Source organism: Microcoleus sp. PH2017_08_TRC_O_A, assembly GCF_020738665.1.
Taxonomy (GTDB): Bacteria; Cyanobacteriota; Cyanobacteriia; order Cyanobacteriales; family Microcoleaceae; genus Microcoleus.
On record NZ_JAEQCE010000013.1, the window covers coordinates 60,533 to 85,310 of the forward strand.

At 41.8% G+C, this 24,778-nt stretch carries 23 protein-coding genes; 19 read left to right on the forward strand and 4 right to left on the reverse strand.

What is annotated here, in order from left to right:
• Nucleotides 1-34: 34 nt before the first annotated feature.
• Nucleotides 35-2,035 (reverse strand): DNA primase, encoded by a 2,001-nt coding sequence (dnaG, locus tag JGK22_RS05525; RefSeq protein ID WP_293189657.1) that lies wholly within the window; start codon nucleotides 2,033-2,035, stop codon nucleotides 35-37.
• Between the two features lie 336 nt (nucleotides 2,036-2,371).
• Between dnaG and JGK22_RS05530 the strand changes: the two genes are divergently transcribed.
• The 3 genes from JGK22_RS05530 (at nucleotide 2,372) to JGK22_RS05540 (ending at nucleotide 6,853) form a co-directional block, all read left to right on the forward strand.
• Nucleotides 2,372-3,307 (forward strand): NAD-dependent epimerase/dehydratase family protein, encoded by a 936-nt coding sequence (locus JGK22_RS05530; protein ID WP_293312491.1) that lies wholly within the window; start codon nucleotides 2,372-2,374, stop codon nucleotides 3,305-3,307.
• Nucleotides 3,308-3,583: 276 nt separating this feature from the next.
• Nucleotides 3,584-4,510: an Rpn family recombination-promoting nuclease/putative transposase gene (locus tag JGK22_RS05535; protein WP_293312493.1), complete on the forward strand. Its 927-nt coding sequence runs from the start codon at nucleotides 3,584-3,586 to the stop codon at nucleotides 4,508-4,510.
• 213 nt (nucleotides 4,511-4,723) lie between these two features.
• On the forward strand, nucleotides 4,724-6,853 hold the full coding sequence (locus tag JGK22_RS05540; protein ID WP_293312495.1) for a serine/threonine-protein kinase: 2,130 nt from the start codon (nucleotides 4,724-4,726) through the stop codon (nucleotides 6,851-6,853).
• Nucleotides 6,854-7,518: 665 nt separating this feature from the next.
• On the opposite strand, the gene JGK22_RS05545 is transcribed toward JGK22_RS05540, so the two are convergent.
• Together JGK22_RS05545 and JGK22_RS05550 are read right to left on the reverse strand one after the other, a co-directional pair.
• Nucleotides 7,519-8,256: a hypothetical protein gene (locus tag JGK22_RS05545; RefSeq protein ID WP_293213274.1), complete on the reverse strand. Its 738-nt coding sequence runs from the start codon at nucleotides 8,254-8,256 to the stop codon at nucleotides 7,519-7,521.
• Nucleotides 8,253-8,579 (reverse strand): MgPME-cyclase complex family protein, encoded by a 327-nt coding sequence (locus JGK22_RS05550; protein WP_293174790.1) that lies wholly within the window; start codon nucleotides 8,577-8,579, stop codon nucleotides 8,253-8,255. The genes JGK22_RS05545 and JGK22_RS05550 overlap by 4 nt, the downstream gene beginning before the upstream one ends.
• Nucleotides 8,580-8,924: 345 nt before the next feature.
• Between JGK22_RS05550 and cas10 the strand changes: the two genes are divergently transcribed.
• From cas10 to JGK22_RS05605, 11 genes are read left to right on the forward strand one after another with little or no spacing between them, the layout of a single operon-like run.
• The gene (gene cas10, locus JGK22_RS05555) at nucleotides 8,925-11,168 is read left to right on the forward strand and encodes a type III-B CRISPR-associated protein Cas10/Cmr2 (protein WP_293312497.1); all 2,244 of its coding nucleotides are present in this window, start codon (nucleotides 8,925-8,927) and stop codon (nucleotides 11,166-11,168) included.
• Entirely contained in the window at nucleotides 11,165-11,890 is a 726-nt protein-coding gene (locus JGK22_RS05560; protein WP_293216338.1) for an RAMP superfamily CRISPR-associated protein, read from the forward strand. Before cas10 ends, JGK22_RS05560 begins: the two co-directional genes overlap by 4 nt.
• Complete coding sequence (csx10, locus tag JGK22_RS05565) at nucleotides 11,877-13,145, forward strand: CRISPR-associated RAMP protein Csx10 (RefSeq protein WP_293216339.1); 1,269 nt, start codon at nucleotides 11,877-11,879, stop codon at nucleotides 13,143-13,145. The genes JGK22_RS05560 and csx10 overlap by 14 nt, the downstream gene beginning before the upstream one ends.
• Nucleotides 13,142-13,570 (forward strand): hypothetical protein, encoded by a 429-nt coding sequence (locus JGK22_RS05570; RefSeq protein WP_293174778.1) that lies wholly within the window; start codon nucleotides 13,142-13,144, stop codon nucleotides 13,568-13,570. Before csx10 ends, JGK22_RS05570 begins: the two co-directional genes overlap by 4 nt.
• A gap of 42 nt (nucleotides 13,571-13,612) precedes the next feature.
• On the forward strand, nucleotides 13,613-14,734 hold the full coding sequence (locus JGK22_RS05575; protein ID WP_293174775.1) for a putative CRISPR-associated protein: 1,122 nt from the start codon (nucleotides 13,613-13,615) through the stop codon (nucleotides 14,732-14,734).
• Between the two features lie 53 nt (nucleotides 14,735-14,787).
• Nucleotides 14,788-15,639 carry a CRISPR-associated RAMP protein Csx7 gene (csx7, locus tag JGK22_RS05580; RefSeq protein WP_293174772.1) on the forward strand — a complete coding sequence of 284 codons (852 nt, stop codon included), beginning with the start codon at nucleotides 14,788-14,790 and terminating at the stop codon, nucleotides 15,637-15,639.
• A gap of 7 nt (nucleotides 15,640-15,646) precedes the next feature.
• Nucleotides 15,647-16,267, forward strand: a complete 621-nt coding sequence (locus tag JGK22_RS05585; protein ID WP_293174769.1) for a hypothetical protein — start codon at nucleotides 15,647-15,649, stop codon at nucleotides 16,265-16,267.
• A 29-nt stretch (nucleotides 16,268-16,296) separates the two neighbouring features.
• On the forward strand, nucleotides 16,297-17,256 hold the full coding sequence (locus JGK22_RS05590) for an RAMP superfamily CRISPR-associated protein (protein WP_293216340.1): 960 nt from the start codon (nucleotides 16,297-16,299) through the stop codon (nucleotides 17,254-17,256).
• On the forward strand, nucleotides 17,253-17,729 hold the full coding sequence (locus tag JGK22_RS05595) for a hypothetical protein (protein ID WP_293174764.1): 477 nt from the start codon (nucleotides 17,253-17,255) through the stop codon (nucleotides 17,727-17,729). Before JGK22_RS05590 ends, JGK22_RS05595 begins: the two co-directional genes overlap by 4 nt.
• A complete protein-coding gene (locus JGK22_RS05600) occupies nucleotides 17,726-18,805 on the forward strand; it encodes an RAMP superfamily CRISPR-associated protein (RefSeq protein WP_293206136.1) in 1,080 nt (359 codons plus the stop codon). Before JGK22_RS05595 ends, JGK22_RS05600 begins: the two co-directional genes overlap by 4 nt.
• Before the next feature lie 2 nt (nucleotides 18,806-18,807).
• Nucleotides 18,808-19,449, forward strand: a complete 642-nt coding sequence (locus JGK22_RS05605; RefSeq protein ID WP_293206139.1) for a hypothetical protein — start codon at nucleotides 18,808-18,810, stop codon at nucleotides 19,447-19,449.
• Between the two features lie 79 nt (nucleotides 19,450-19,528).
• Here JGK22_RS05605 and JGK22_RS05610 read toward each other — a convergent pair.
• A protein-coding gene (locus tag JGK22_RS05610) for an ISAzo13 family transposase (protein ID WP_293216342.1) occupies nucleotides 19,529-20,729 on the reverse strand; the annotation gives its coding sequence in 2 pieces (ribosomal slippage) (nucleotides 19,529-20,488 and nucleotides 20,490-20,729; 1,200 coding nt in all).
• A gap of 158 nt (nucleotides 20,730-20,887) precedes the next feature.
• Between JGK22_RS05610 and JGK22_RS05615 the strand changes: the two genes are divergently transcribed.
• The 5 genes from JGK22_RS05615 (at nucleotide 20,888) to JGK22_RS05635 (ending at nucleotide 24,643) form a co-directional block, all read left to right on the forward strand.
• Complete coding sequence (locus JGK22_RS05615) at nucleotides 20,888-21,331, forward strand: hypothetical protein (RefSeq protein WP_293216344.1); 444 nt, start codon at nucleotides 20,888-20,890, stop codon at nucleotides 21,329-21,331.
• 473 nt (nucleotides 21,332-21,804) lie between these two features.
• Nucleotides 21,805-22,026 carry a hypothetical protein gene (locus tag JGK22_RS05620; RefSeq protein ID WP_293216345.1) on the forward strand — a complete coding sequence of 74 codons (222 nt, stop codon included), beginning with the start codon at nucleotides 21,805-21,807 and terminating at the stop codon, nucleotides 22,024-22,026.
• A gap of 3 nt (nucleotides 22,027-22,029) precedes the next feature.
• On the forward strand, nucleotides 22,030-22,524 hold the full coding sequence (locus JGK22_RS05625) for a hypothetical protein (RefSeq protein ID WP_293208560.1): 495 nt from the start codon (nucleotides 22,030-22,032) through the stop codon (nucleotides 22,522-22,524).
• Nucleotides 22,525-22,682: 158 nt separating this feature from the next.
• Nucleotides 22,683-23,108 (forward strand): hypothetical protein, encoded by a 426-nt coding sequence (locus tag JGK22_RS05630; protein ID WP_293208563.1) that lies wholly within the window; start codon nucleotides 22,683-22,685, stop codon nucleotides 23,106-23,108.
• A gap of 320 nt (nucleotides 23,109-23,428) precedes the next feature.
• Nucleotides 23,429-24,643 carry a glycosyltransferase gene (locus tag JGK22_RS05635; RefSeq protein WP_293312499.1) on the forward strand — a complete coding sequence of 405 codons (1,215 nt, stop codon included), beginning with the start codon at nucleotides 23,429-23,431 and terminating at the stop codon, nucleotides 24,641-24,643.
• Nucleotides 24,644-24,778 lie beyond the last annotated feature (135 nt).

The window sequence follows — 24,778 nt, forward strand, 5'->3', positions numbered from 1 at the left end:
GGCGGTTGAAACCGCCGTGTCTTCTAAAATCTTATTAGCCCCAAGGTACAGAGGTTAAATCGTAAAAATTAACTTGACGCAGCCGCTCTAATTCCTCTATCCATTCTTGTTCGGCGCACAGTTGTTGGTAATATTCTATAGCAGCATCGGTTTTTTTCCACATATCGAGGGCAATCCGGCGCCGTTTGATGCTGATGATTTGCTCGATACAGGCGATCGCAGATCGAATTACTAAAGGCGCGCGATACACATTTTTTTCCGAAAACTCGTTTAAATGAAATAAATGCGAGATTTGATTGAGTTGGGTCGGATATTCAATAAAGCTATCTTGTAATTTCAATATTAACTCAGAAGGCGCTGCTTGTAAATAGATGTTGTGCAGTATTTCTGCATTCAAAATTAGGTGCCACAAAAATCTGTGATGAGAAAGGCTAAACTGCACGTCTCTAGCTTCTATGGCTTCTCTGACTTCTTGACGGTATTCGGGACAGTGCAAGTAAATCTGCAATAATTGCGCTTCTGCTTCTTCTAACAGACTGCGGGCTGCTACTGAAAAGCCTGTTTTTGAGCTTTTGCTGTCGCTGCTTGCACGCTGCTTTTTATATTGTTTGCTCGGCTTCAGCTTGTTTCTAATTAACAGAGGCATTGTCAATGCTTCGTCTTGATTCAGCCGCTGTCCCCAATCGCTGACTACTTGATTGAGTAAGTTTTCTGCTATCATCTTTGTGAGTCTAAAATCTCCTTTGCTGAGGATTTCGGCGCTTTTTTGCAGATAATGTGATAACTGATTGTCGTCAGTAATATTAGTTAATAATTTAATGATTCTTTTGGTGATTTGTTGGGAAGTATCCGCTTGCTTCAAATCTTGATTGACGAGCATTTGTTGGATTTGCCAATCAAGCCACAATGGGGAATTGTCGAGCAATTCTCGATATTGTTCTGGGGAGTAAGTTTTGAGGTATTCGTCGGCATCTTTGCCGTCGGGAATGTTGAGCACTCGCAGTTGTACTTCTCCTTGATAGGCGAGTTGTTCTATTTCTCCAATGGCACGCTCTGCTGCTTTGGTTCCTGCTTTGTCGGCGTCGAAGTTGAGGATAATTTGTTTGGAGTCCGTGTAGCGCAATAACTGCCGCACTTGGTTTAAGCTCAGGGCTGTGCCGAGGGAAGCTACGGCGTTGGAGATGCCCGCTGCTTGAAGTGCGATCGCATCAAAGTACCCCTCTACGACGATCGCGCGATCGGCTTTGCTAATGGCTGTTTTGGCTGTATCTAAGCCATATAAAGTCTTGCCTTTGTCGAATAGTTCTGTTTCGGGAGAATTGAGATATTTAGGTTGTTCGTCGCCGAGAGCTCTGCCGCCGAAACCGATGACTCTGCCTTGGGTATCGCGAATGGGAATCATGATGCGGTTGCGGAAGCGATCGTAATAGCCACTTCCGCCTGATTTGCGCGGTACAATTAATCCTGCTTGCTCTACTAATTGCGCCGGATAGTTTTTTTGTTCTACTAAATAACTGTAAAGTGCTTCCCAACCTTGGGGTGCATAACCTAGTTGAAATTGTTGGATAGTTTCTTCGCTGAGCTTGCGTTCTGATTTGAGATATGCTAAGGGTTCTTCTCCTTGAGATTGCCGTAAAGCGTGTTCGTAAAATTTGGCGGTTAGTGCTGAGATTTCATAGAGTTGTTCCCGCAAAGAAATTTGGCGCTGCAATTCTTGTCGGTGTTCGGGTTCGACTGTTTTGATGGGAACTTGATAATTTTTAGCTAATTCTAATACGACTTCGCTGAAGGAGCGTTTTTCTAATTCCATGAGGAATTTAAAGGCATTGCCTCCTGCACCGCAGCCGAAACAATAGTACATTTGTTTGGCTTGGTTGACGGTGAAACTGGGAGATTTTTCGTCGTGGAATGGACACAAGCCGACGAATTCTTTGCCGCGTTTTTTTAAGATAACTCTACCGGAAATAACATCTACTATGTCGGCTCGTTGTTTGACTTCTTCGATGGTTTCTGGGTGCAGCCGGGGTACTTGCATAGGACTATGTTAGGTGAGTTAAAATTATGTTTGTTTTGATCGATCGCACAATTGGAGTTTTTCTGTACGTAGAAACCGGGTTTTTTACGAAAATACAGAGGTTTCCGCCCGGATATTCGGTTTAAAAACCCGGTTTCTTTAAGCTTGATGCGATCGTGAAGTGTTGGCAAAGCAAGATAAGCTGTTACTACTAATTTAAACTGTATTATTCGGGACGGGCTAGAAGCCCATCCCACTCATGGTTTGATTGTTTTTTGACATACAATTTAAATGCTGCAACAGCTTACTCGCTTTATTGTAAGATGTTGACACTAACTTTAAGGAGCATGGGCAATAATGCGAATTTTAATGATGGGCGGTACTAGGTTTATTGGGGTTTATCTTACTAAGATTTTAGCAGCACAAGGGCATGAAGTGGTGTTGTTTAACCGGGGCAATAAGCCTGTGTCGGTTGCGGGCGTGAAACAGATTTTGGGCGATCGCACAAATGTCGATCAACTTAAAGACAAGTTATCGGCGGTTGAGTTTGACGCGGTTTTTGACAACAACGGTCGGGAATTGAGCGATACAAAGCCTTTAGCTGAGATATTTAAGGGGCGGGTGCAGCACTTTGTTTATATGAGTTCTGCGGGGGTTTATTTGAAATCCGACCAAATGCCTCATATCGAAGGAGACGCTACCGATCCCAAAAGCCGACATTTGGGTAAGTGCGACACGGAAAATTATTTAGCCGAGTCCGGTTTGCCTTGGACTTCGATCCGCCCGACTTACATCTACGGCCCTCAAAATTATAACGATTTGGAGGCTTGGTTTTTCGATCGCATTGCGCGCGATCGCCCGATTCCGATTCCTGGTAACGGGATGCACTTCACGCAGTTGGGGCACTGTCAGGATTTGGCGATGGCGATGGCGGGGGTTTTGGGTAACGAAAGGGCGATCGGGCAAATTTACAACGTTTCGGGCGATCGATTTGTCACCTTTGATGGTTTAGCGCGCGCCTGCATTCAAGCCGCCGGCAAATCACCCGATGCTATTAAGATTGTACACTACGATCCGAAACAATTTGACTTTGGCAAAAAGAAAGCTTTCCCCATGAGATTGCAGCACTTTTTCGCCTCAGTTAATAAAGCTGTCACCGAACTTAACTGGAAACCGGAGTTTGACTTAGTTTCGGGATTGAAAGATTCATTTCAGAATGATTATGTAGTTTCGGGAAGAGACAAAGCTGAGATAAATTTTTCCGTTGACGATCAGATTTTGAAAGCCCTTTAAACTAAAATTAGACTGAGGTACCTGCGACTTCAGAAACCCGGTTTCTTCATATAGCGGTTCTCAGAAAGATGAGGTATGTAGTTGGGCTTCAGCCCTATACGTTTAATGGTTATAGAAGCTGTCAATCATACCTCATCTCTTTGAGAAAGGCTATAGTTATCGTTATTGTTGGCAAAACTCGTAGAAACCAGGTTTCTAGCCCATGCGTCTAAACCATGTTAAATCAAAGTAAAGTGCACAGTCCGCACAATACGAATCTGAAGGGAGAAAAGTAACATGAGATTCATCAATCCCAAAATCTATTTTGCATTTACGAAAATATTTGGCTCATCCGACAATACAGATATCTTAATTAATTTTTTGAATGCTTTACTATATGAAGGAAAAACAATAATTGAAAGCCTAGAGATAATGGATCCCAATGTGACTTACCCAATAATTGGATCGACAAACAGCTATTTAGATGTCCAAGCCACACTTAACAACAACACATCTGTAATTATTAAAATACAAGTTTTGCACGTGCAGACATCTGCCAAGCTAGTTTTGTCGGATACAGCAAAAACTTATGGAACACAATTCATGATTCAGGAATTGTACAAGGGATTGCAGTCTGTCATTTTTTTGGCAATAGCAGATTTTAAAATGTTTAAAAATCATCAAAATATAACTTCGCGCTTTGCTTTGAAAGAAACAACTCACTTGTTTGATTATCCCTATAATCAGATGGAGTTAGTTTTTGTAGAGTTGCCAAAATTTAAGAAGGAATTAGACCAATTAGAAAATATTACTGATAAGTGGATTTACTTTATCAAAAATAGCGGGATTTTACGTGAAATTCCAGCAATATTGGGCGAAGTACCACAAATTAATAGAGCTTTTGAAATAGCCCAGGATGTTAATCTAACTCGCGAAGAATTTGACATATTGCAGAAACAAGAGTTTTTCGCGCACGATCAGCAAAGCCATGAACAAACCTTATTTGAGCAAGGCAGACAAGAAGGTCTAAAATTAGGAAGAAAAGAACGAAAAATAGAGTTAATTATGCGTTTACTGACTCGCCGTTTTGCTCAAGTAAATCCCGATAGTCAAATCATAATTAGCGAATTGTCGATCGACAAATTGGATGATTTAACAGAAGCCCTGTTAGATTTCTCCAACGCGGAAGATTTGACTGCTTGGTTGGAGGTTAATTCTCAATAAACTAACCACTCTTTTTTGAAGTAAAACTGTCAGAGCAAAGATGATTCGCTGACTATTTTACCACTTGTCGGCAGAATCATCTTGTAAGTTTACAGACTTTCTGCTGTAAAGCCGATCGCAAATTAGTTAAACTGAATCAGATACAAAACCTCTCCCCAAACCCCTGTTTTACTCCGAAAGGGGAGAAAAACTCGGAAATATCAGGTAAATTTCATGCTTGGAATCACACTCGGCACTCGCTACAGCATTATCCGTCACTTGGGAGGCGGCGGATTTGCTCAAACTTATTTAGCTGAAGATAAGCAGCTACCAGGTAATCACCTGTGCGTCGTCAAGCAGCTTAAACCTCAAGCAACCGATCCCGAAACTTTACAGATAGCAAGACGTTTGTTTGATACGGAAGCACAAGTCTTATATAAGTTGGGAAATCACGATCGCATTCCGCAACTTTTTGCTTACTTTGAAGAAAATCAAGAGTTTTATCTCGTTCAAGAATTTATCGAAGGCCACGATTTAAGTCAAGAAATCACACCCCCCCAAACCCCCCCTTACCAAGGCGGCGCAGGGGGGGGTTCTCCTGGAAATGTGGGAGGTATGAAGGAAGATGAAGTCATTTGTATATTACAAGAAGTTCTGGAAATTTTAGATTTTGTACACCAGCAAAATGTGATTCACCGGGATGTCAATCCGCGCAATATCCTGCGCCGAGATCGAGATGGTAAGTTAGTGTTAATTGACTTCGGCGCAGTCAAGGAAATTACTACTCAAATTACTAATCCTCAGCCCAAGAATAGCCTAAGTGTGAGCATCGGTACTCCCGGTTATATGCCCAGCGAACAAGCTCACGGTAATCCGAAACTCAGCAGCGATATTTATGCAGCAGGTGCGATCGCAATTCAGTTTCTCACGGGCATCAATCCCCACCAAATGCCGAAAAATCCTGATACAGAGGAAATTATTTGGCAGGATAAAGCATCGGTGAGTCCTGAATTTGCCAAGATTTTAGATCGGATGGTAAAGTACGATTTTCGGCAGCGCTATTCTAGTGCTGGCGAAACACTGGAAGCTATTAAAGAATTGAAAAAATCTTTCAGCGGTACTGTTCCGATATTACCTCCGGTTGTTGCTGCAAAAAAGCTGCCTAAACCGCGACAAAAACTATATTTTAAAATTGGGGCAATCGCCACTTTTATTGGTGTCACTATTATAGCATCAATTTATGGTGTCAATACTTTTAATTCTGCTAACGCAACTGATTTGCACAATCGAGGGATTACTCTTTACAATTTAAGCAAGTTTGAAGAAGCTCTAGCAGCTTACGATCGAGCCATAACTCTCCGCCCGGATTATGCGGAAGTTTGGCAGGAAAAAGCTAAAACTTTATATGAGTTGAAAAAATACAAGGAATCACAGTCAGCCTACGATAAAGCTATAGAATTAAAGCCGGAGTATTTGGAGGCTTGGACGGGACGCGGTTATGCTTTGGATAAGTTGCAGCAGTCCAAGGAGGCGATCGCATCTTTTGACAATGCTTTGAAAATCCAGCCGGATTATCCCGCAGCCTGGGAAGGTAGAGGCGATGCTTTGCTAGATTCGCAGCGGTATGAAGAGGCGATCGCATCCTACGAAAAAGCCGTACACTTTCAGCCAAATTTATACCGTGCGTGGTACAATCGGGGACAAGCTCACCAAAATTTAAAACAGTACGATCGCGCTGTTGAATCCTATCAAAAAGCAGTTGAAATTAAATTCGACAATTCTGATGCTTGGTACAATTTAGGCAATGTTTTCCTAGAATTGAATAAAAACCAAGAAGCTTTTGAAGCTTACGAAAAAGCCGTGCGGTTTCAGCCAAATTTTTATCAAGCTTGGTATAGTAAAGGCATAGCTTTGCTGAAAATGCGCCGACATGAAGAAGCGGTAGAAGCTTACGAAAAAGCTGTTAAATTAAAACCGGATTATCATCAAGCATGGTATAATTTAGGTTGGTCTTACCACGAATTACGCAAGTACGAATCAGCTATTGAGTGTTACAGTAAAGCCTTGGATTTAAATCCGAAAGAATCTCAAGGCTGGTACAATAGAGGTAATGCTCAGTACAATTTGAAGCGGTACGAAGATGCGATCGCCTCTTACAACGAAGCTGTCTATGTCAAACCGGACTATTCGGAAGCCTGGTATAGTCGCGGTAACGCCCTTGTAGCGGTGAAAAGATTCGGAGATGCGATCGCCTCATACGACAAAGCAATCCGCTACAAACCGGATTATGGAGCCGCAATGGAAGCAAAAAAACGGGCCGAAAGTCAGCCCGGAATCAGCCAGCCACCGCCTAAACAACAATAATTGTTAATTAGGAAAACCGGGCGAATGGAATTCGCGTCTATACAAACAAAACCAGCCTGCGCGGGTTGAAGATAACCGGGCGAATGCAATTCGCGTCTATACAAACAAAACCAGCCTGCGCGGGTTGAAGAAACCGGGCGAATGGAATTCGCGTCTACACAAACAAAACCAGCCTGCGCGGGTTGAAGATAACCGGGCGAATGGAATTCGCGTCTATACAAACAAAACCCGCCTGCGCGGGTTGAAGAAACCGGGCGAATGGAATTCCCGTCTATACAAACAAAACCCGCCTGCGCGGGTTGAAGATAACCGGGCGAATGGAATTCCCGTCTATACAAACAAAACCCGCCTGCGCGGGTTAAAAAAAACCGGGCGAATGGAATTCGCGTCTATACAAACAAAACCCGCCTGCGCGGGTTAAAAAAAACCGGGCGAATGGAATTCGCGTCTATACAAACAAAACCCGCCTGCGCGGGTTGAAGAATTGACCGTTAAAATTACGCGATCTTCTTCAGTCCGCGGAGGCGGACATCGTTTGTATAGGCGCGAATTCCATTCGCCGTCTGCATCTCGGACATCGTTTGTATAGGCGCGAATTCCATTCGCCGTCTGCATCTCGAACATCGTTTAAATAAATACGGTTTTAACCGCCGTATTATTTACTTTTACCTAACAGCAGGACTAATTACCGTAACACGGCGGCTGTCTACCAACATCGGCCAAAAACCGCGATCGCTCAATGCTTTTACTGCCGCAGTAGCAGCGTTTTGATCCGTTGTATAAGCAACGAATAAAAAGGGACGTTGGCCGTAGGAAGCTAAGCCTACTTGCGTACCCAATGCTTGCTTGACTTGGCCGGCTAATTCCGGTTGATTGAAGTAATCTACTAACACGGCGTAACCGGGGCCGAGGGCTTGGGGATTGAACCCACTATTCCCAGTCTGGGGATTGGCGATTGGTTCTGAACCTGGTGCTGGCTGGGGGTTGTAGACTGGCAGGTTTTGGGGAAGTGCTGCTGCGGGCGATCGAACTACGTAAGCTTGCAATCCGACAACATCTTTGATGTATTTAACCCAATCGATCGCAATTTGCGAGTTACGAAACCCACCAACCCTCGTCACAGTATCGTTAATGTACCGACAAACTGTATTGTCATTATTTCCGGGAAAAGAGCGTTTTGCTTTTTCTTGCTGTTCCGGTGTTCGGGTGACAATTAACAGTAGATATTCGTCGGACTTCGGTGGTTCGCAGCTTGACTGAGCTTTAGCAGAACTCGCCAAAATTGTCAATGTCAAAATTGCGATCGAAGTAGCAGAAAATAGGGGAATAGACACAATAAAATTGTACAATTCTTCCCTAAATTTTCCTAACTTCGCTGTGGATTTTTTTGCTTGTTTATTCATGCTGTCTGTAGGGAAGCGAGGGCATCGGGAATAGTTGCTGACGGTGCTTGAAATTCACCAGTCAGGACATATTCTAATCGCAGTTTCAACCAAGTAATGAAGACTGGATCTGTGGAAACAATAGCTGCTGCTGGTTGAGGGCATTTTGCTTTAATTGCTGCCATTGCCGGTGCTTCTAGGAAAGCGGGTTGTTTGACCAACCAGAAGTCTATTTGTTTTTCTTGTTCATGGTAGTTGCGAGTTCTTTCTTTAAACACTTCATCAAGGGCTTCTTCTTCTAGCAAAAAGCGTTGGCTGGCTAAAACGTAGTAGTAGGTTTGCATTTTTGTCGTTGTTAGGGGTTGGTAGTTGGCGGTGAATGTCGCCTGTATCTGTGAGTTTTGTCGATTCAGTATGAATTTGCCGAGTTGTGGCAGTTCGAGAACCTTAGACTATTGTGCCGTTTACTTTACCTTATTTGTTGTCATTTTGGGTAGGTGCAGCGCCAGTTATGTCTGAAAAATGATTGGTTTGAGGGGAGTTGGGGGAGTTCGGGATTATTTTTCTGGGGGTTGATTTTTGTGGAAAATTTAGGTGACAATAGTAAATTAGATAGAGTTGCACGTTGAAGAATTACAAATTATTAAGGCAATCTTGGGCTGTCATACCGGATGAGGAGTGGTTTGCATATGGACAGTATTGCGATCGGTATTGCTTGGTGTGTCGCTTGGGGCGATCGACGGAAACCTCAATTTGATCTAAGCGTGTTGCAGGAAATGCGACGGGCGTTGACTTCTGGGGAGGAAGTGCCGGTCCAGGTGAGGGAAATTGTCGATCGAGTCAGGGCACTAGAGAAACTTGAGTTTCCTCAAACTCTCGAAAAACTAACCGAGCTGACAGAGACACATTCGGTATTGTGGGAATCTAAAATTGGTTTAGTTTACGGCGGCGCAACCAAAATCAAGCAATATGTATTTGAAGCGGCAAAACTACCGGATATTCGTGGCGCGTCAGCTTTACTAGACAGAATTAATTTAGTCGATATTCCTGCTTTCTTTGGCGAACCCCAAAAATCTGTTTCAGTTTCCCAATGGCTAAAGGAAAACTTTCCCACTTTAGAAGCAGCTTTAGTTAAAGAATTACTTGTTTATTACAAAGGCGGCAATATCCTCGCTTTTTGTCCGGCTGCATTTGTGGACGATCTAGCTAATGCCATTGAAAAACGCTATACTTACGAGACTTTGACGGCGAATTCCTGTGCTGTTGGAGAGAAATTTAAGCTGTTAGAAATTCGCTTAGGATTGTTGCCAGATAATATTCAAGATACTTTCTGGTTAGAAAAATACCGTCAGGCAAATTCTGAATCCGATCGCGTTAAAAGAGAATTGGTCAAAGCTTGTTTTGGTTATCCCAAAAATGATTCTGAAGAAGTTGATTTTTTTCAGAATCGGAAAAGTTTTAACGAATTAACTACTAGGTTGGCGATTTTATTCAATCAGCGCCGGAGTGGAAATGATTTTCCTAATCGCCCCAGTCGTCGTTATCCGCCAATGTTTGAAACGCATCCTTATTTAAGGAGAGATGAGAGCGATCGACGATCGGCTATCGCCAGAATTAGCGATCTTCCGGGCAATCCATCACTATCTGAATCATTAGTTCGCAAGCGGATTGTAGGTCAAATAGCTAAACGAGAGGTATTTCAGGAAAATTTACCGACTTGGTTTACAAATCTAGGTCTTGATTGGCAGCCGACTGGCATTAGAATTAAAAGTTGGGTAGCAGAATTTGAGGATTACTTAAATAAGCCAGAAAATAGTCAACTAGCTAGCGACTATTATACCATCGATCCTCAGCCTGAAGAAGCCAGATCTCTCAGAGAAATTGGCAATGCTTCTCAAGGTTTTGTCGCCTATATTTATGCAGATGGCAATAATATGGGCGGCTACATTCAGCAAATTCAAACTCCACAAGAGTACAAGAAATTCAGTGAAGATATTTTCCAAGCAACTGAACAATCTGTTTATAAAGCATTAGCAGAGCATCTCAGACCTCATCTACTGAACAATTTAACCGATCCAGATAACGAAGACCGCAACGATCGCTGGATTCATCCTTTTGAGATTTTGGCGATCGGCGGCGATGATGTGATGTTGATTGTGCCAGCCGATCGAGCTTTGGCGATCGCTAAAACCATCGGCGAAGAATTTGAAAATATATTGCTACAAACAGGTGGTTATAGACTAGATAATAGCCGTCCTAGTTACGCAGCACACCGCTATTCACCAGAAAAAGCAACTCCTTCTCATTGCAAGTTAAGTATGTCAGCAGGAGTCTTAATTACAGCAGAGGATACCCCAATTTATTACGCTCAGAAGCTGACAAATCAGCTCCTCAAATCAGCTAAAAAATCTGGCAAAACATTGAAAGATGCTGGATATTTGGGAGGAACCATAGATTTTTTAGTAATGAAATCTGTCACCATGATTGCATCGAGTATTGAAGATTTTCGTAAAGAAGGTTTAACGATGAATCGAGGAGCCAAACTGAAGCTATATGCTGCACCTTATACCTTACATGAAATAGGTGGATTAATTCAATCTGTCAAAGCTTTGCAAAAAGCTGAATTTCCCAAATCGCAACTCTATCAAATTCGCAGTTTTCTAGAACGAGGAAAACAAACGACAATCCTCAATTACCGCTATTTCCGAACCAGACTGAAACAAGGCAAGGCAGAATTAAGAGCAGAATTTGAGGATGCTTGGTGCAAACCAAAAGACAAAGAAAATAAGGGAAATTTAGCTCCTTGGATGTTCGATTTAAAAGAGGGAGTTTATGAAACCATCTGGCGAGAACTTGTGGATATTTACGATTTCATTGAAGAAGATTCCGAACCAATTTCCGAAGAATTAGCAAATATGGAGGTAGACTCATGATTGTTCTCAATGAACTTTCAAATTTAGTTGAAACTTATACACTTACAGCAGTAATTGATACGGCTTTGTGCGTAGGTGCCGGCGGTTCCTCCGGTTCCCTAGCAGATAAGCCGATCGTCCGCAATTCAGAAGACAACTTGTTAATTCCCGGTTCTCAAATCAAAGGCCGCCTCCGTCACGAATGCGAGAAAATTGCGAGAGGTTTGGGGTGGGAAATTTGCGAATCTCCGAATGCCGGTAAAATGGTTGTCCGCAGAGAGAATGCACCGAATGAATTTAAGCGCAACGAATACGAAGTATTAGGATATAATGATACTTATCACTGTTTAATTAGTCAAATTTTCGGCGATCCAGTTTTGCCGTCGCGCATAATTATTGACGACTTAATTTGCACAGAAGACCCGGAAAATTTAGCTGAATTTATACGTCCGGGAGTCACAATTAATCGCCGCCGTCGCACCGCTGAAGAAAACAAACTTTACTTTTTAGAGACTTCTCCGCCGAATGTTTCACTGAAGTTTAAAGGTCAAATTCATCTGTTACCAAATTGTCCCAGTTATGCGAAACCTCTGATGTTGGCTGGTTTCAAGCACATTCACGCATTAGGTGGAAGTAAATCGGCTGGTTTGGGATGGCTGAGTTGGGAAACTTTACCGAATTTTGAAGTTACTGATGCAGATTGGGATTGTCTAGCGAAGGGAGGGGAAAATGCAGCGAATTGAACTAGAAATTAAGGTTTTGTCTCCTTTGGCGATCGCGCGCCAGAAACCGGGAGGTTCGATTAGCGAAGCTGTAGACTATATCCCCGGTACGGTGATTCGGGGTGCTGTGGCTGCTCAGATTTTAAACGAATCCGGTCATCAATTCAGCAATTTGACCGAATCTGGCGGCGATTTTCAAAGTTTATTCTTGAGTGAGAATCCAGCAATTTTCCAGAATGCTTATCCAGCATTAGTAATTAATGGCAAGATTATCCCTCAAGCAAGATTTGAAGACAATGGAGTTTTACCGGCTACCGCATTAAGTTCTAAAAATAAGTCTGGTTTCAAAGGTAAAAGTAAAGATTCCAAAAAAGATAATAATGGCATTTTTGATACTTTAATCGATCGCTTTTGTGCCGAAGGTTACGGATATCCCTACGATCCGAATTGCCCGAAAGACGGAGGGAGAGTCGATCCGGCTGGTATTAGTTTTTACTGTAAATTCAATAAAAAGTACCACAGCCTAAGTGCTAACAAACGCCTATTAACGCGAGTCGGCATCAATCGTCGCAGGGCTGCATCAGAGGAAGAAATACTTTACAGCGTCGAAGTTTTGAACGAATCTCAGGATAAGAAACAGCAGCCTGTTTGCTATCGAGGTGCAATTTTAGTGGAAGATGATTTAGCAGAATCTTTGTGGGATTTCATTCAACTGCGAAATCAAAGCTTTCGCTTAGGTGGTTCGACTTCCCGAGGATTGGGAAAAGTTGAAATTACCACAAAAGAGCCTGTTAATGCTAAAATAAGTGTAGAGCAAAAAATTACTAATTTTACTAAGTCTATACAAGACCGTTGGCGGGAATGGAGAATTTTTGGCGTTCCGTTAAAGGAGTTACCGGGCGATCGCACTTACTTCACCCTCGACTTGCAATCTGACGCAATCCTCACCGAAAACTGGCGGCGCACCACTGTAATATCCCAAAAGATGTTGCAGCAGTTTGCCAAAGTTGAAGATTCATCATTGAAACTGGAAGCAGCTTACAGCAGTTACGATTATCTTTCTGGCTGGAATGCGGCTTGGGGATTGATGAAAGATGTAGAGTTAATAACGAACAAAGGATCGGTTTATTTGTTCAGTACAAATCAACGGGAGATTTGGGATAACGTGTTGGGAGAATTGGAAATGAGAGGATTGGGCGATCGAACTTCTGAAGGCTTCGGTCAAATTCAAATTTGCAACGATTTTCACCTTATATTTAGAGACAAGCCAGTATGAGTATAAGCACAGAGCAAAAAATAGAGTTAGAAGTACAAAGATCTATTCGCCAAGTAGAAGACGATCTAGTCATTTGGATTCAGGATGCTTTAGATACTTGTCAATATGGCAAGTCGGGAAAAGAAGAACTAGAGGAATCACAGTTCCGCAACTTAGTCCGCGTTGCTGACACAACTGATAGTGCAGAAGTTATTAAAAACTTTGTGCGATATCAAGTAGGAAGAGATAGAAAATGGGGAAGGGGGGAAGAATCTTTAGCGACAAGGCTGATTCAAGATATTGATGGTAACATTAAAAATAGTGCTGGAATAATTGCAGAATGTTCTCAAACTGACTTTAAACCTATTTGGCTGGAACTAATTCGCCGTTATTTAGGTTATGGCTCTCGACATCTCAAGTATTTGAAAGATGGACAAAATCTCTAACTATCTATAACAGTCTTCCATAAATTAATAGGAGATTTTGAAATGATTAAGACAGTTATATGCTCCGTGGGTATCAGCGCTGCCAGAAAAATTTCAGGAGTTAAACCGCGGGAGCTAACTAATTGGGTTAGACAGCAACAAAGTATGGAATGTGCTGCTGAAACAATATTTTCTACTTTCCGTGATATCCGTCCAGAAGGAGAAAGCTTGAAGAACGACTTATCCGCGGAAATTCATTCTCTTGTTCGGATTGGGATTACCAATCAAGATAGAATAATTTTGCTTGCTTCAAGTACGGACGACGGATATTGCTGCGCTCTTGCGGTTGAGAAATATCTAAAACATCATTGGGAGGGTATATATGCCAAAGCAGAATCAGTTCCGGGGCTTCAAGTTATAGATCCCGATCTTTTCCGAACAACAGGAGTAGTTGAATTTGTACAGCGCATTATTAAAGAAGTTAATAGCTATGAGGCAAGTAATATTATTCTGAATCCGACTGGAGGATATAAAGCACTGGTTCCTTACACAGTTTTACTGGGGATGTTGAAAGGAGTTAAGTGTGATTATATTTTTGAACAGTCAACTACAGTTATAGAATTACCTCCACTTCCTGTAGAATTTAAGCGATCGCAATTTGAAGCTTATAAAGATTTACTAGAAAAGATTGAGCGTGAGACAGCAATTACTCAAGCAGAATGGGAAAATAATGTCCCTTATTCTGAAAGAGAAGCGTTTAAGCCACTAATTGAGTTTTCCGAGGAAGGAGTAACTATTTCTGGTGTAGGTTTCTTGTTTCTTGAGGAAATGCGTAAACCTTCAGTTTTAGTCCCCTTTCTTTCTCAAAAAGCTATTAGAGATTGTTTTGATAATCTGGCACAACTAAGACAGTGTGATCCATTTGCTTTTTTGTTGAAGGCTGCTAGTTCCAAAGATGGTTTTCAACAATATGAACATATTAACGTTGGGAATGGGTTGCGCTGGCTCAAGCCTGGTAGAACAACCGATCGCTATTTAGTATCTGTGGAAGATTGGCGTATGCTGGTGTGGAGAGCAATCCGCGAAGATCAGGAGGGTCCAAAATATGCAAGTAAGGTTACAGTCGATCCTACAACTGAACGGCGATCGTATGCTCCTTTCATGCGTATGGAATTTGTGAAATAATTGATGTGTTCAGTTGGTTAAGTCTGAATTAACTTAATTACGTAGGTAAGTTTATGTTTGATACATTCAAAAATCGACTGGAAATCACAGGAACACTTACAACAGTAACGGCATTACGCATTAGTGCCGGACGTTCCACTGAGCCCATCGGCTCCGATTTACCAGTAATCAAAGATGCTTTGGGTAGACCTTTAATTCCCGGTTCAAGCTTTAAAGGTGCTCTGCGATCGCGCTTAGAGAGCTTCCTTCGAGGTATTGACCCAAATTTAGCAGAAGATCCGGCTAACTACACAACTTCAACTAGAAACAATCAAGTCAAAGCTTTCAAAGAAAAGTACAAAAATAATGACTTAAATTTAACACAAGAACTCATCGGTATAACCGACGATATTGGTAGTTTATTTGGCACTCCTTGGATGGCTAGTAAATTCCAAGTTCGCGACTTAACCGTACAACCCGATGCGTGGTTTGGACAATATCAAGAACGAGATGGTGTAGCCATTGACAGAGACACAGAAACCGCCGCAGATGGCAAACTTTACGACTACCAAGTTGTCCCCGCCGCAACACCGTTTGATTTTAAAGCAGTAGTTGAAAATGCTCACGATTGGGAATTGGGTTTATTGATGATTGGTTTGCACCAATTTGAGACAGAACAAATACCTCTCGGAGGCGGACGATCGCGCGGCTTAGGTGTGGTTAAACTAGAAATTGACAAAATGCGCTGGATTGATGTCGAAGACCATCCCGAATTTTTGTTAGAATACTTACAAAAGTTAGTCATGGGAGATGAAACGGCTTATGAAGATGCGGCCGATTATAAAGATGAGTGGGTACAAAAGCTGATCGATCGACTGACTCCTAAACAAACCAAATCATCTGAAACTATAACTCAGACACAGTGAGGTAAATATGGCGTTCAGCAATTATCAAGAACTCGGCGAAGTTCTTCAAAATTTTCAGATTTACTACACAGAAGTCAATTTTATAGGCGAAACTGAGTTTGATATTCCTAGCTGCTTTCTAAAAGATTTGGAAATTGTCATTCAGGATGGATTACCTGATGATTCAGAATTTACAATTTGTGAGAACTTAATTTATCCAGTTGTCAAAGAAGTTTGGAAACATTATCGTACTAAGTTTGTTTTGTGGAGTCATAAATATCTCACGGATTGTGAAAACCCTGACAGGTTTCCTGAATATATTTTGGCTAAACGCTCTCATTTGGGAAAAGTCGTTTTTGATAAACCTTATTTGGTATTAGTCGATGCTAAGCAAGATAGATTTCATGAAGGGTGGGTTCAATGTCTTCTTGAAATGATTGTTGCACAGCAGACTGGCGATCGAACAAATAACGCTATCTTTGGAATTGTTTCCCACGGTAGACTTTGGGAATTTGGCAAACTTGAAGGGGATAAATTTATATGCAATAGAAAATCCTATACAATTCAGGAAATCGATCTACTCTTTGCTGCCGTTAACTATGTTTTTCAGCAATGCGAAATTCAGCTAAATGAGTTAGTAGCTGCTTAATTCTAAATCATCTCTCGACCTACTAAACTATGCACAAACGATTTGTCAATCATTGTACCATTGACTTAACTCTCATTCCTGACGGGCCGATTCTGATAAAATCCGGCAAAGAAGGAGCCGATCCGACTAAACCGGACATGGAATTTGTCGAGACTTATCATGCAGGAGGGAAGTCAATTTATCTGCCGGGAAGCAGCTTAAAAGGTGCTATTCGCGCTCATGCTGAGAGAATTATTAGAACCATAGGAACAGATAGTAATCCTAACAATTCAGACATTCTCTGGGCTAACGATCCGCTGAATGACAAATATGATTACTTGAAAAATAAATCATCTAGCGATATTTACAAGTTATCTTCTTTTACCGATCGCATTTTTGGAAATACTTCAATTGCTAGCAGACTTAGAATAGAAGATGCTCACCCAATTGATAAGAAACAACTCAAAATTCAAGAACGCAATGGAGTTGCGATCGATCGCGTTTTTGGTTCCGTAGCCGTGGGCCCATTTAACTATCAAGTCTGCACCGCTGGAGAATTTCGCACTAAAATACATCTGAAAAACTTTTCCTTAGCACAATTAGGCTTAATTGGCTTAGTTTTGCGAGACTTAAATGATGGCTGGTTTGGCATCGGTTTTGCTAAATCTCGCGGTTTGGGGACGGTGACAGTAAAATTTAACGAAGCCGTAGTTCAGTATCCCGGTTGTGTATTAGATGAAGATAATCGCCAAATTAAACAAATAGTAAAGCCTGGTCAATGGGGACACGCTTTCTTGCTGGGTGCAGGAGAATTTTTAGAAGTTGATGAAGCCGGAAATTACGGCTTTTCTCAACCCGATCGCGAACAAACTCCAATTGCTGCTGAACCGATGGATTTAGGTTTTGGAGTGCAGCTAAAATGGCAAGGTGATGGTGAGACTGGTGTACCCAATTTATTTAAATGTGCAGTTTCTGCTTGGAGTAAGCTTTTAACAGGTGCTGTAGCATGAATACAGGTTTTGTATATGTTCGATCGCGTTTATCACCGGATGAAGCCAAAAAGTTGCTAGAAGAGTTAGCAACTGAGGAAAGTTACTATTTTGTGCGATCGCCCCACGCAGTCAGTGGCATTTGCAGGAAATTGCCCGATGAGTTGTCTCTCGGCTTTGAAGGGCAGATGTTTAATAGCGATCGCGAATTGCGCTGGAAAAAGCAGGGAAGTACATATGAAGCGTTAATCCTGAGTAGGGTTCCAGCCGATTTAGAGGGATTTGAGGCGATCGGCGAAAATTGGGAATGCTGCGATCGCGCTGCTTACTTTCACAGCCTTGACGAACCCAAATTTCCTAAAACTTTTATCTATAAAGGAGAAAATGACGAAAAAATTGACTCTAAGAATATTACCATAGGTCAGCGATACTTTAAAGACCAAAGAACTGCCACCGTTCATTTTATCGCCCTCACCGTCAGGAGTAAAAAATGACTAATAATCCCGTACCTAAACTCCGAGGTTCTACACCGCCACCAATCCGCCCAGTTTCTAATAACTATGCTGGCGAAATGGGAGTAGATAAACCTTATAAATTAATTAGTTTTCCCAATGAACACCCGCCGAAAAAAGCTCCTGCCGGACATCACAAATATTTGGTCGATCGCCTGCACGGAACTTTGTTTATCACTTTGAAAGTTCAGACTACTTTGCACGTCTCTACAGGCGTAGTTGTCATGGGTAGCGACATAGGCAGCCGCGTCCCTTTAATCAAAACAATGGTTCAAAATATTGACCAAAAACTATCAATTCAAGGTAGTTCTCTCAAAGGCTGCATCCGATCGGCATACGAAGCCATTACTAATAGCACTTTAGCAGTAATTACATCAAGATACAAAGATAAAATTCCGTCCGATCGCCTGCCTTGTAAAAATAAACAAGAACTCTGTCCGGCAAGTCAAGTATTCGGTGCTTTAGATTGGCAAGGGCTAATTGAATTCAGCGATGCTAAATGCGAAAAAACAGGTTTTGCTACTGGATTTATGCCATCTTTATATCGTCCCCGTCCTGACCAAAGAAGAGCATATTTTAACCAAAGAGGTAATGTAGCTGGACGCAAGTTTTATTATCACACAATTAGAGCGATCGACAAAGGTCAAAATCAAGGCATTACTGTTCAGCAAGCTGCTAAAGAGTATACTTTTAAAACACAGATACAATTCAAAAATTTAACGCCAGCAGAGTTGGGAACGCTTTTGATTGTGCTGGGCCAAGATCCAAAATATGCGATCGCACTTAAGGTAGGTGGCGGAAAGCCGATCGGCATGGGAACGATGACTGTGGAGGTAACAGCAGCAAAGGTGTTGCAGAATCAGGGAGATTTGCGCGATCGCTATTCCTCCTACAATCCTCCAGAATCTGAGAGCATAACGGGCACAAAATTGCAACAGTTCATGCAGAAAAATATTCAAGCTGCTCATTCTAGCTTAGTGCAAGCAACTCAACTGCAACAACTAGCTGAAGTGTTAAAATATCCGACCGATCGCGAACCTCCAACAGGAATGTATTAAAGATGTCTACACCTGAATTAATGACAGAATCTTTGACTGAAAGAGAATGGGAAATTGCCCATGCGATCGCTCAAACTCTAGTCAAAGATCAGACAGATGTGAATGAGTTCGGAAAGGCGATCGCCTATCTTCGCAATGCAGTTAATCTAAATCAAACTAATGCTAATTCCAGGTTTTTTAAGTATCTTAAAACCCTTGTCGGTAACGGTAGACAAATCGGACATAGTGGCAAAACCACAGATTATTATCGCAGTATAGACAAAGCTTGTAGCGATTGTCTCAAAGGATTTCAAGGGGATGCTAGCACTTTGCTGCAAATTTTAGGTTGGGCATATCGTTTGATGCGTTACTACAAAGAAGCCGGACCGATCGGAGAAGTTGTGGCCCCTGTTTTAGAGTCAGTGAGACAAGTTGAAATTGCTAAGGCGATCGGCAGTCATCAGTTTGTAGTTAGTCAAATTGTCGAAGCCAAAGTTACTGCTGTCAAAGGGAACAAGGTGACATATGAAATTTTGGGAACTATCAGGCTAACTGAAAAAGAACCGAAAAAAGCACAATCTCTTTCTGAAGGACAAGTGGTGAAAGTTGAAATTTTAGATATTAAGGAGGATGGGAGTCCCAAGAAAGTGAAGTGTGCTGGCTAGAAACAATATTTGCCGATACCGAGAGTGTTCTGAGTGTAATATAGTGTAAGAGGCCTCCACAAAAAGAATGATCCAATAGCTATGTGGGTTTAGCGAAAATTTCCACAAACCATTTGTGAAGATTGGGCAGACGATTTATCTGGGTTTCAATTTCTGCCATAGCTAACTTGTTAATTTTAACTCCCGTGGAATAAATTGTTTCTACTAATGTCACTACTGGATTTTTATCGTTAAATGTGAGAGTTTTGGCGAAATTTACCACACTCTCAACACTGTCAAGTAAACTACCATTCCAATGCTTTTCTAACCAACCAAAACAACGCTCTACTGGGTTATATTTACTATGATATGGCGGATAATAAGCCAATTGTAACGTCAGTTGAGATTTCTGGGAAAAATCTAAAATTCGTTTCATAAACTGAGTACGACGAGAATGATTTTCCGGCCCATTATCCTGATTGATAACCAATTTTTGAATGTGACTAAAACGGTGTTTAACCGTTTCCCACCAACTTTCAAGTAAGTCAACTATACAATCAGCCGTCAACTTAGAAGTAACGAAGAATAAAAATAACTCGTTGTACTCAGGCAGAAAAATGCCATAGGGAATCACAGTTGATTCAGTCGCAAAATCGTGATCGAGTGCAATAGTTGGCGTCCGATTTTTACCACCTCTATCAAATTCTCCAATCTTGACGGAAGCCTTGGCATCAATGGAGATTCGGAGAGTATTAGGGTTATTATCAGCTTCTGTATTGATTTGTCCAAGTTGTTCAAAAATAGCTGATGTTTCCGGGATTTTTTTAATCGGTTTAGTTTTAAGAACTCGTTTTAAGGTATAACCCAAATCATTCAATTTTCGTCGAATTGTTTCTGTACTTGGTAGTTCTTCGTCACTATAACCAAATTGTTCAATTAATTGACGATGCACTTCCTTGGCAGTAATGCGTGTATATAATCGCGTACTCTTAAAGCTAGGATCAGTTTGACTGTGTGGGTCTACTAACGATTTAATATCTTTCAATAAGTTGGGTAATGAAAGTTTCAACCCGCTTTCGTCCACTGCGCTTGAAACCATCGACAATTGGCTCACCACTTTTCAATTCTTTCATCCCTTTACGAATGGTGCGTCTGTTCCATCCTAACTCCCGTTCTACTAACGTTTGTCCACCTATTCCTAAACCTTTGACTACCGATGCCATGAATTGTCGTCTGTCTGTCCCCTTGAGTTTTTGAGCTGTTTTGATGTAAAGAGATTTGGCGTGTTCGGTCAGTTTCATGATAGATTTTAGAGACATAAGATACGCTGCACACTGAAATTATCTTTGGGTCATTATAGGATCAATCATTCTGTGGTGCTCCCTAATATAAAGAGTAAGGCTGACAGTTTCAACTGTGAGCCTTGTAAACTTTGATACTTTTTTGGAGCGATCGACCTATGTGTAGGCTAGAAAAAACAGACTTACCTGACAACAATTATCAGGTAGGCTCTACCAACATAACTTATGCACCTGTTCAGGCAATCAGACCGACGTTTTTAGTAGAAGACACCCAAGACATGAAAAAATACCCACAGACATTGGAAGCTTACCTACCAGCAGATTCAGCCAAGTTAGGTGTATCGGAAAGCTTATCACCGGACGATCTCCATTCTCCTATACAAGGTGAAGAACCGGATAAAAATTTAAGCAAGGCTATCTCGAAGAACAAGTTAACAAAAGTTCGTCATTTACAGAAGCTGGCGGCAATAGTGGCAATTGTCGCAGGCATCGCCACTACTGCTAATAACTCTGTCCAGTTGTGGCAGCATTGGCATACTTTCAAAAATTCCAGCGCCTCACCAGCCTTACATGATATCAAGTCACGATATCAAGTAAAGTAGGCTTCTTGGAAAAGTTGGTTTAAATCTGTAGAGATGAAGCATTTGCGCTTAGATATAGGAAGAAATCCAGAGTCTTTATACGTAAATGCTTCAACCTTCTAAAGATTCATGCAAGAAAATACAGATGGGGTGAGGTGAAAATCACCCCACTGCATTGCTTTGTGCGAGCAATATTTTTTACGTTTAAAATTTATGTTTGGAGAGTTTTTATATAGTATTCAAAACCACGATTTTTTTCTCAAGCTGACATGCACTTGACTTTTGTAGAAACTACGTATATTATCTAAATTACTAGAGGCTAAAAGTGTTCCTAAAACTGTTACAGTTTTCTTAACTTACCCCGCAAGGGGATGGAAACACGCCTCTAGATTGACTGAACAGTTGCATAACTTATGTCAGTCCTCTTCCCCGCAAGGGGACTTTAAATTTAAATTGTCATAGTTGTTGTAGGGTAATACCCAAGGATGACACAAGTGAATGATGTAGAAAAAAATCAAGTTTATCTGGTGACTGGTGTAGTAGTAGCTATTGACGAGAGCGATGGGATATTAATAGCAGGGATGTTATCAGATAGTCCTTTTACTGCGGAAGAGCCAGAGTCAAAACAGACACAAAATTTGGTAGGCAATTTTGCATTTACCAGGCAAAAAGCCAAGTTTTTAAGAGACCGTCTTAATGAATTTTTGCAGGAATAGACAATGACAGTAATCACAAACTCAAGAGCGGAACTTCAAAGCTCAACATCGAATCCAAAAACTTTTAAATTCTTTGAATTCCCTCCTTCTCCTCTGAAACCAAAGCAGTCATTTAAGTCGCCTACTGCTCCTGTTGAAGTACAGGAATTAGTCCAGAAGTTAGCCAAGATAGATGGTGTCGCCAAAGTTAGAGCAATAGCTCCTAGAACGGAAGACATTCACTGGATTGAGTTTGAATTAGAACTATGCCCTGAAACAGAGTTGGATTATGAAACTTGGGACAAAATCCAAGACTTAGTAATTGATTGTGAATGGGATTTACGCGATAAAACTAATGAAAAATGGTACTTTGACGAAAAACTCGTGGAAAAGTTTGTCAGAATCCAAGACGGAGCGAAAGAAGTTGCTCGCTCGGAAACTATAACTTTGTCAAGTCCTACAAGTTATTACAATTCAGTTAAGTCTGGCAGTAATTGGTATGTTATAGCTAGAACTTAAAACAATTAGGCGTTGCTGAATAGAGACATAATTCATCGACGATCTCGATACACACGGCAAGGGAGAACAACCGTTCATTCCTACCCAAATTTATATCTGCGATCGGCAACGCCAAAGATTAAATTACTGAACAAACTAGAAAGTAGCTGTTGATTTTTATGCCGAGCGAACAGTCCCATCGCGAACAAGCTAAGAATAATGAAGAGGCGGCACTTAGTATCAGAGATACTTTTCCTGATTGGGCAGTGACAATGTGTTTTTACTCAGCTTTACACTGCATCGAAGCTTATGCAAAGGTTCAGAAAGTCGATCTTGAAGAAAAATATCAAGGTTCCTCATCGCCACACGATCGCCTGTTTGATTATGTTCGTGACATTGCTGACAGGCGAGATAGAAGCTTGGAGAAGGCTTATAAAAATCTGAAAAATGAAAGTCAAATAGCGCGATACTTAACAGGTATGAAAGCAGGTATAAAAACAAGTATAAAAACTAATTCTCGGTTTCATTATACTAGATATACAAAAATAGATGTCGATCGGTCTTTTGATAATCTACAAATAGTTAAAAAGCTATTAAATCCCTGACAAAAATATCTAAAACTCAGCTTCTAACTTTCACATACTTGAATTTTAAACAAAATAGGGATAGGCTGGTAAGCTTAAGAAGCAAGAGTTTCTTAAGTGAAAAATCAAACAACTGCCAACTTCCCCTAACGGGGACGGAAACAAACTCTTCCGTAATGCTGAATAACAGTCAGATTCATTCTGATAGTTGCTCAGACTTCCCCGCAAGGGGACTTTAATCATCCACCTAATTGACCCAAACTTTCCCGATCGCCCGATCGCCCCGCACATCCATAAGGCTAAACTAATCTAAGTTTTACCACAAAAATTTCTCCCCGTTCATGAACATCGCCTACCTAGTCAACCAATACCCCAAAGTCAGCCACAGCTTCGTCCGCAGAGAACTCCTAGCCGTCGAAACTTGCGGCCTCAAAGTCGGGCGTTACTCCATCAGATCCTGCGAATCCGAACTCGTAGACGGCGCAGACAAACAAGAACAAGAATTGACCAAAGTCATCCTAGGAGTTGGCGTACAGGGCTTAGCGTTGGGCTTACTCCGCACTGCCGCAACTAGACCAATTCGATTCCTCGAAGCTTTGCGGTTAATGTTCAAAGTTGGCTTACACTCAGAACGCGGAATTTTGCTGCATCTAGCTTATTTCGCAGAAGCTTGCATTCTTTTAAACTGGTTCGCAGAATCCGGTACCACACACGTTCACGCTCACTTCGGCACAAATTCCACAACTGTTGCAATGTTATGCCGCGTGCTGGGCGGCCCGACTTACAGCTTCACCGTTCACGGCCCCGAAGAATTTGATAAAGCTACACTTCTTTCCTTAGATGAAAAAATTAAACGATCGACCTTTGTAGCAGCAGTCAGTTCCTTCGGCAAAAGTCAGCTATTTCGGTGGTGCGATCGCGCTTATTGGTCAAAAATCAACGTCATACACTGCGGCGTCGATGCAGCATTTTTAGCCGCACCCCACGTCCCCATACCCGCAGCACCCCGCTTAGCCTGCATCGGGAGACTCAGCGAACAAAAAGGTCATTTGTTACTGTTAGAAGCCGCCAGCAAGCTAGCTGTTCAAGGTTTAGAGTTTAAATTGGTATTTGTTGGAGACGGGCCGCTGCGAGCTGAAATTGAACAGCAGATTGTACAACTCAATCTGCAAAACTATATAGAAATTACCGGCTGGGCCAGTGGCGATCGAGTTCAGAAAGAGATTTTAGCTTCCCGCGCCATGGTATTGCCGAGTTTTGCTGAAGGTTTACCCGTCGTAATTATGGAAGCCCTCGCTCTCAATCGGCCCGTAATTAGCACCTATGTTGCTGGTATTCCAGAGCTCGTAGAACCGGGTGTTTGCGGTTGGTTAGTTCCTCCCGGTTCCGTAGAAGCATTGGCTGTTGCTATGCGTGCGGCATTGGAAGCACCTTTGGAAAAGCTAGAAGAAATGGGGAAAATAGGAGCCGAACGGGTTGCTCAACAACATAATGTTGATCTAGAGGCAAAGAAATTAGTGGCGCTATTTCAAGGATCTATTCAACAATCATCATAATATAAGAAGACCGGGCGGTTAAAACCGCGTCGATACAGACGAAACCCGCCTCCGCGGGTTGAAGAATTGGCGATTTCAACCGCCGAATTATCTTTAGTCCGCGGAGGCGGACTTTGTTTGTGTAGACGCGGTTTC

Excerpts from the sequence above, each read along its gene's own strand:
- dnaG (WP_293189657.1), bottom strand. The coding sequence starts at position 2,035 with ATGCAAGTACCCCGGCTGCACCCAGAAACCATCGAAGAAGTCAAACAA.
- JGK22_RS05530 (WP_293312491.1), top strand. The coding sequence starts at position 2,372 with ATGCGAATTTTAATGATGGGCGGTACTAGGTTTATTGGGGTTTATCTT.
- JGK22_RS05535 (WP_293312493.1), top strand. The coding sequence starts at position 3,584 with ATGAGATTCATCAATCCCAAAATCTATTTTGCATTTACGAAAATATTT.
- JGK22_RS05540 (WP_293312495.1), top strand. The coding sequence starts at position 4,724 with ATGCTTGGAATCACACTCGGCACTCGCTACAGCATTATCCGTCACTTG.
- JGK22_RS05545 (WP_293213274.1), bottom strand. The coding sequence starts at position 8,256 with ATGAATAAACAAGCAAAAAAATCCACAGCGAAGTTAGGAAAATTTAGG.
- JGK22_RS05550 (WP_293174790.1), bottom strand. The coding sequence starts at position 8,579 with ATGCAAACCTACTACTACGTTTTAGCCAGCCAACGCTTTTTGCTAGAA.
- cas10 (WP_293312497.1), top strand. The coding sequence starts at position 8,925 with ATGGACAGTATTGCGATCGGTATTGCTTGGTGTGTCGCTTGGGGCGAT.
- JGK22_RS05560 (WP_293216338.1), top strand. The coding sequence starts at position 11,165 with ATGATTGTTCTCAATGAACTTTCAAATTTAGTTGAAACTTATACACTT.
- csx10 (WP_293216339.1), top strand. The coding sequence starts at position 11,877 with ATGCAGCGAATTGAACTAGAAATTAAGGTTTTGTCTCCTTTGGCGATC.
- JGK22_RS05570 (WP_293174778.1), top strand. The coding sequence starts at position 13,142 with ATGAGTATAAGCACAGAGCAAAAAATAGAGTTAGAAGTACAAAGATCT.
- JGK22_RS05575 (WP_293174775.1), top strand. The coding sequence starts at position 13,613 with ATGATTAAGACAGTTATATGCTCCGTGGGTATCAGCGCTGCCAGAAAA.
- csx7 (WP_293174772.1), top strand. The coding sequence starts at position 14,788 with ATGTTTGATACATTCAAAAATCGACTGGAAATCACAGGAACACTTACA.
- JGK22_RS05585 (WP_293174769.1), top strand. The coding sequence starts at position 15,647 with ATGGCGTTCAGCAATTATCAAGAACTCGGCGAAGTTCTTCAAAATTTT.
- JGK22_RS05590 (WP_293216340.1), top strand. The coding sequence starts at position 16,297 with ATGCACAAACGATTTGTCAATCATTGTACCATTGACTTAACTCTCATT.
- JGK22_RS05595 (WP_293174764.1), top strand. The coding sequence starts at position 17,253 with ATGAATACAGGTTTTGTATATGTTCGATCGCGTTTATCACCGGATGAA.
- JGK22_RS05600 (WP_293206136.1), top strand. The coding sequence starts at position 17,726 with ATGACTAATAATCCCGTACCTAAACTCCGAGGTTCTACACCGCCACCA.
- JGK22_RS05605 (WP_293206139.1), top strand. The coding sequence starts at position 18,808 with ATGTCTACACCTGAATTAATGACAGAATCTTTGACTGAAAGAGAATGG.
- JGK22_RS05615 (WP_293216344.1), top strand. The coding sequence starts at position 20,888 with ATGTGTAGGCTAGAAAAAACAGACTTACCTGACAACAATTATCAGGTA.
- JGK22_RS05625 (WP_293208560.1), top strand. The coding sequence starts at position 22,030 with ATGACAGTAATCACAAACTCAAGAGCGGAACTTCAAAGCTCAACATCG.
- JGK22_RS05630 (WP_293208563.1), top strand. The coding sequence starts at position 22,683 with ATGCCGAGCGAACAGTCCCATCGCGAACAAGCTAAGAATAATGAAGAG.
- JGK22_RS05635 (WP_293312499.1), top strand. The coding sequence starts at position 23,429 with ATGAACATCGCCTACCTAGTCAACCAATACCCCAAAGTCAGCCACAGC.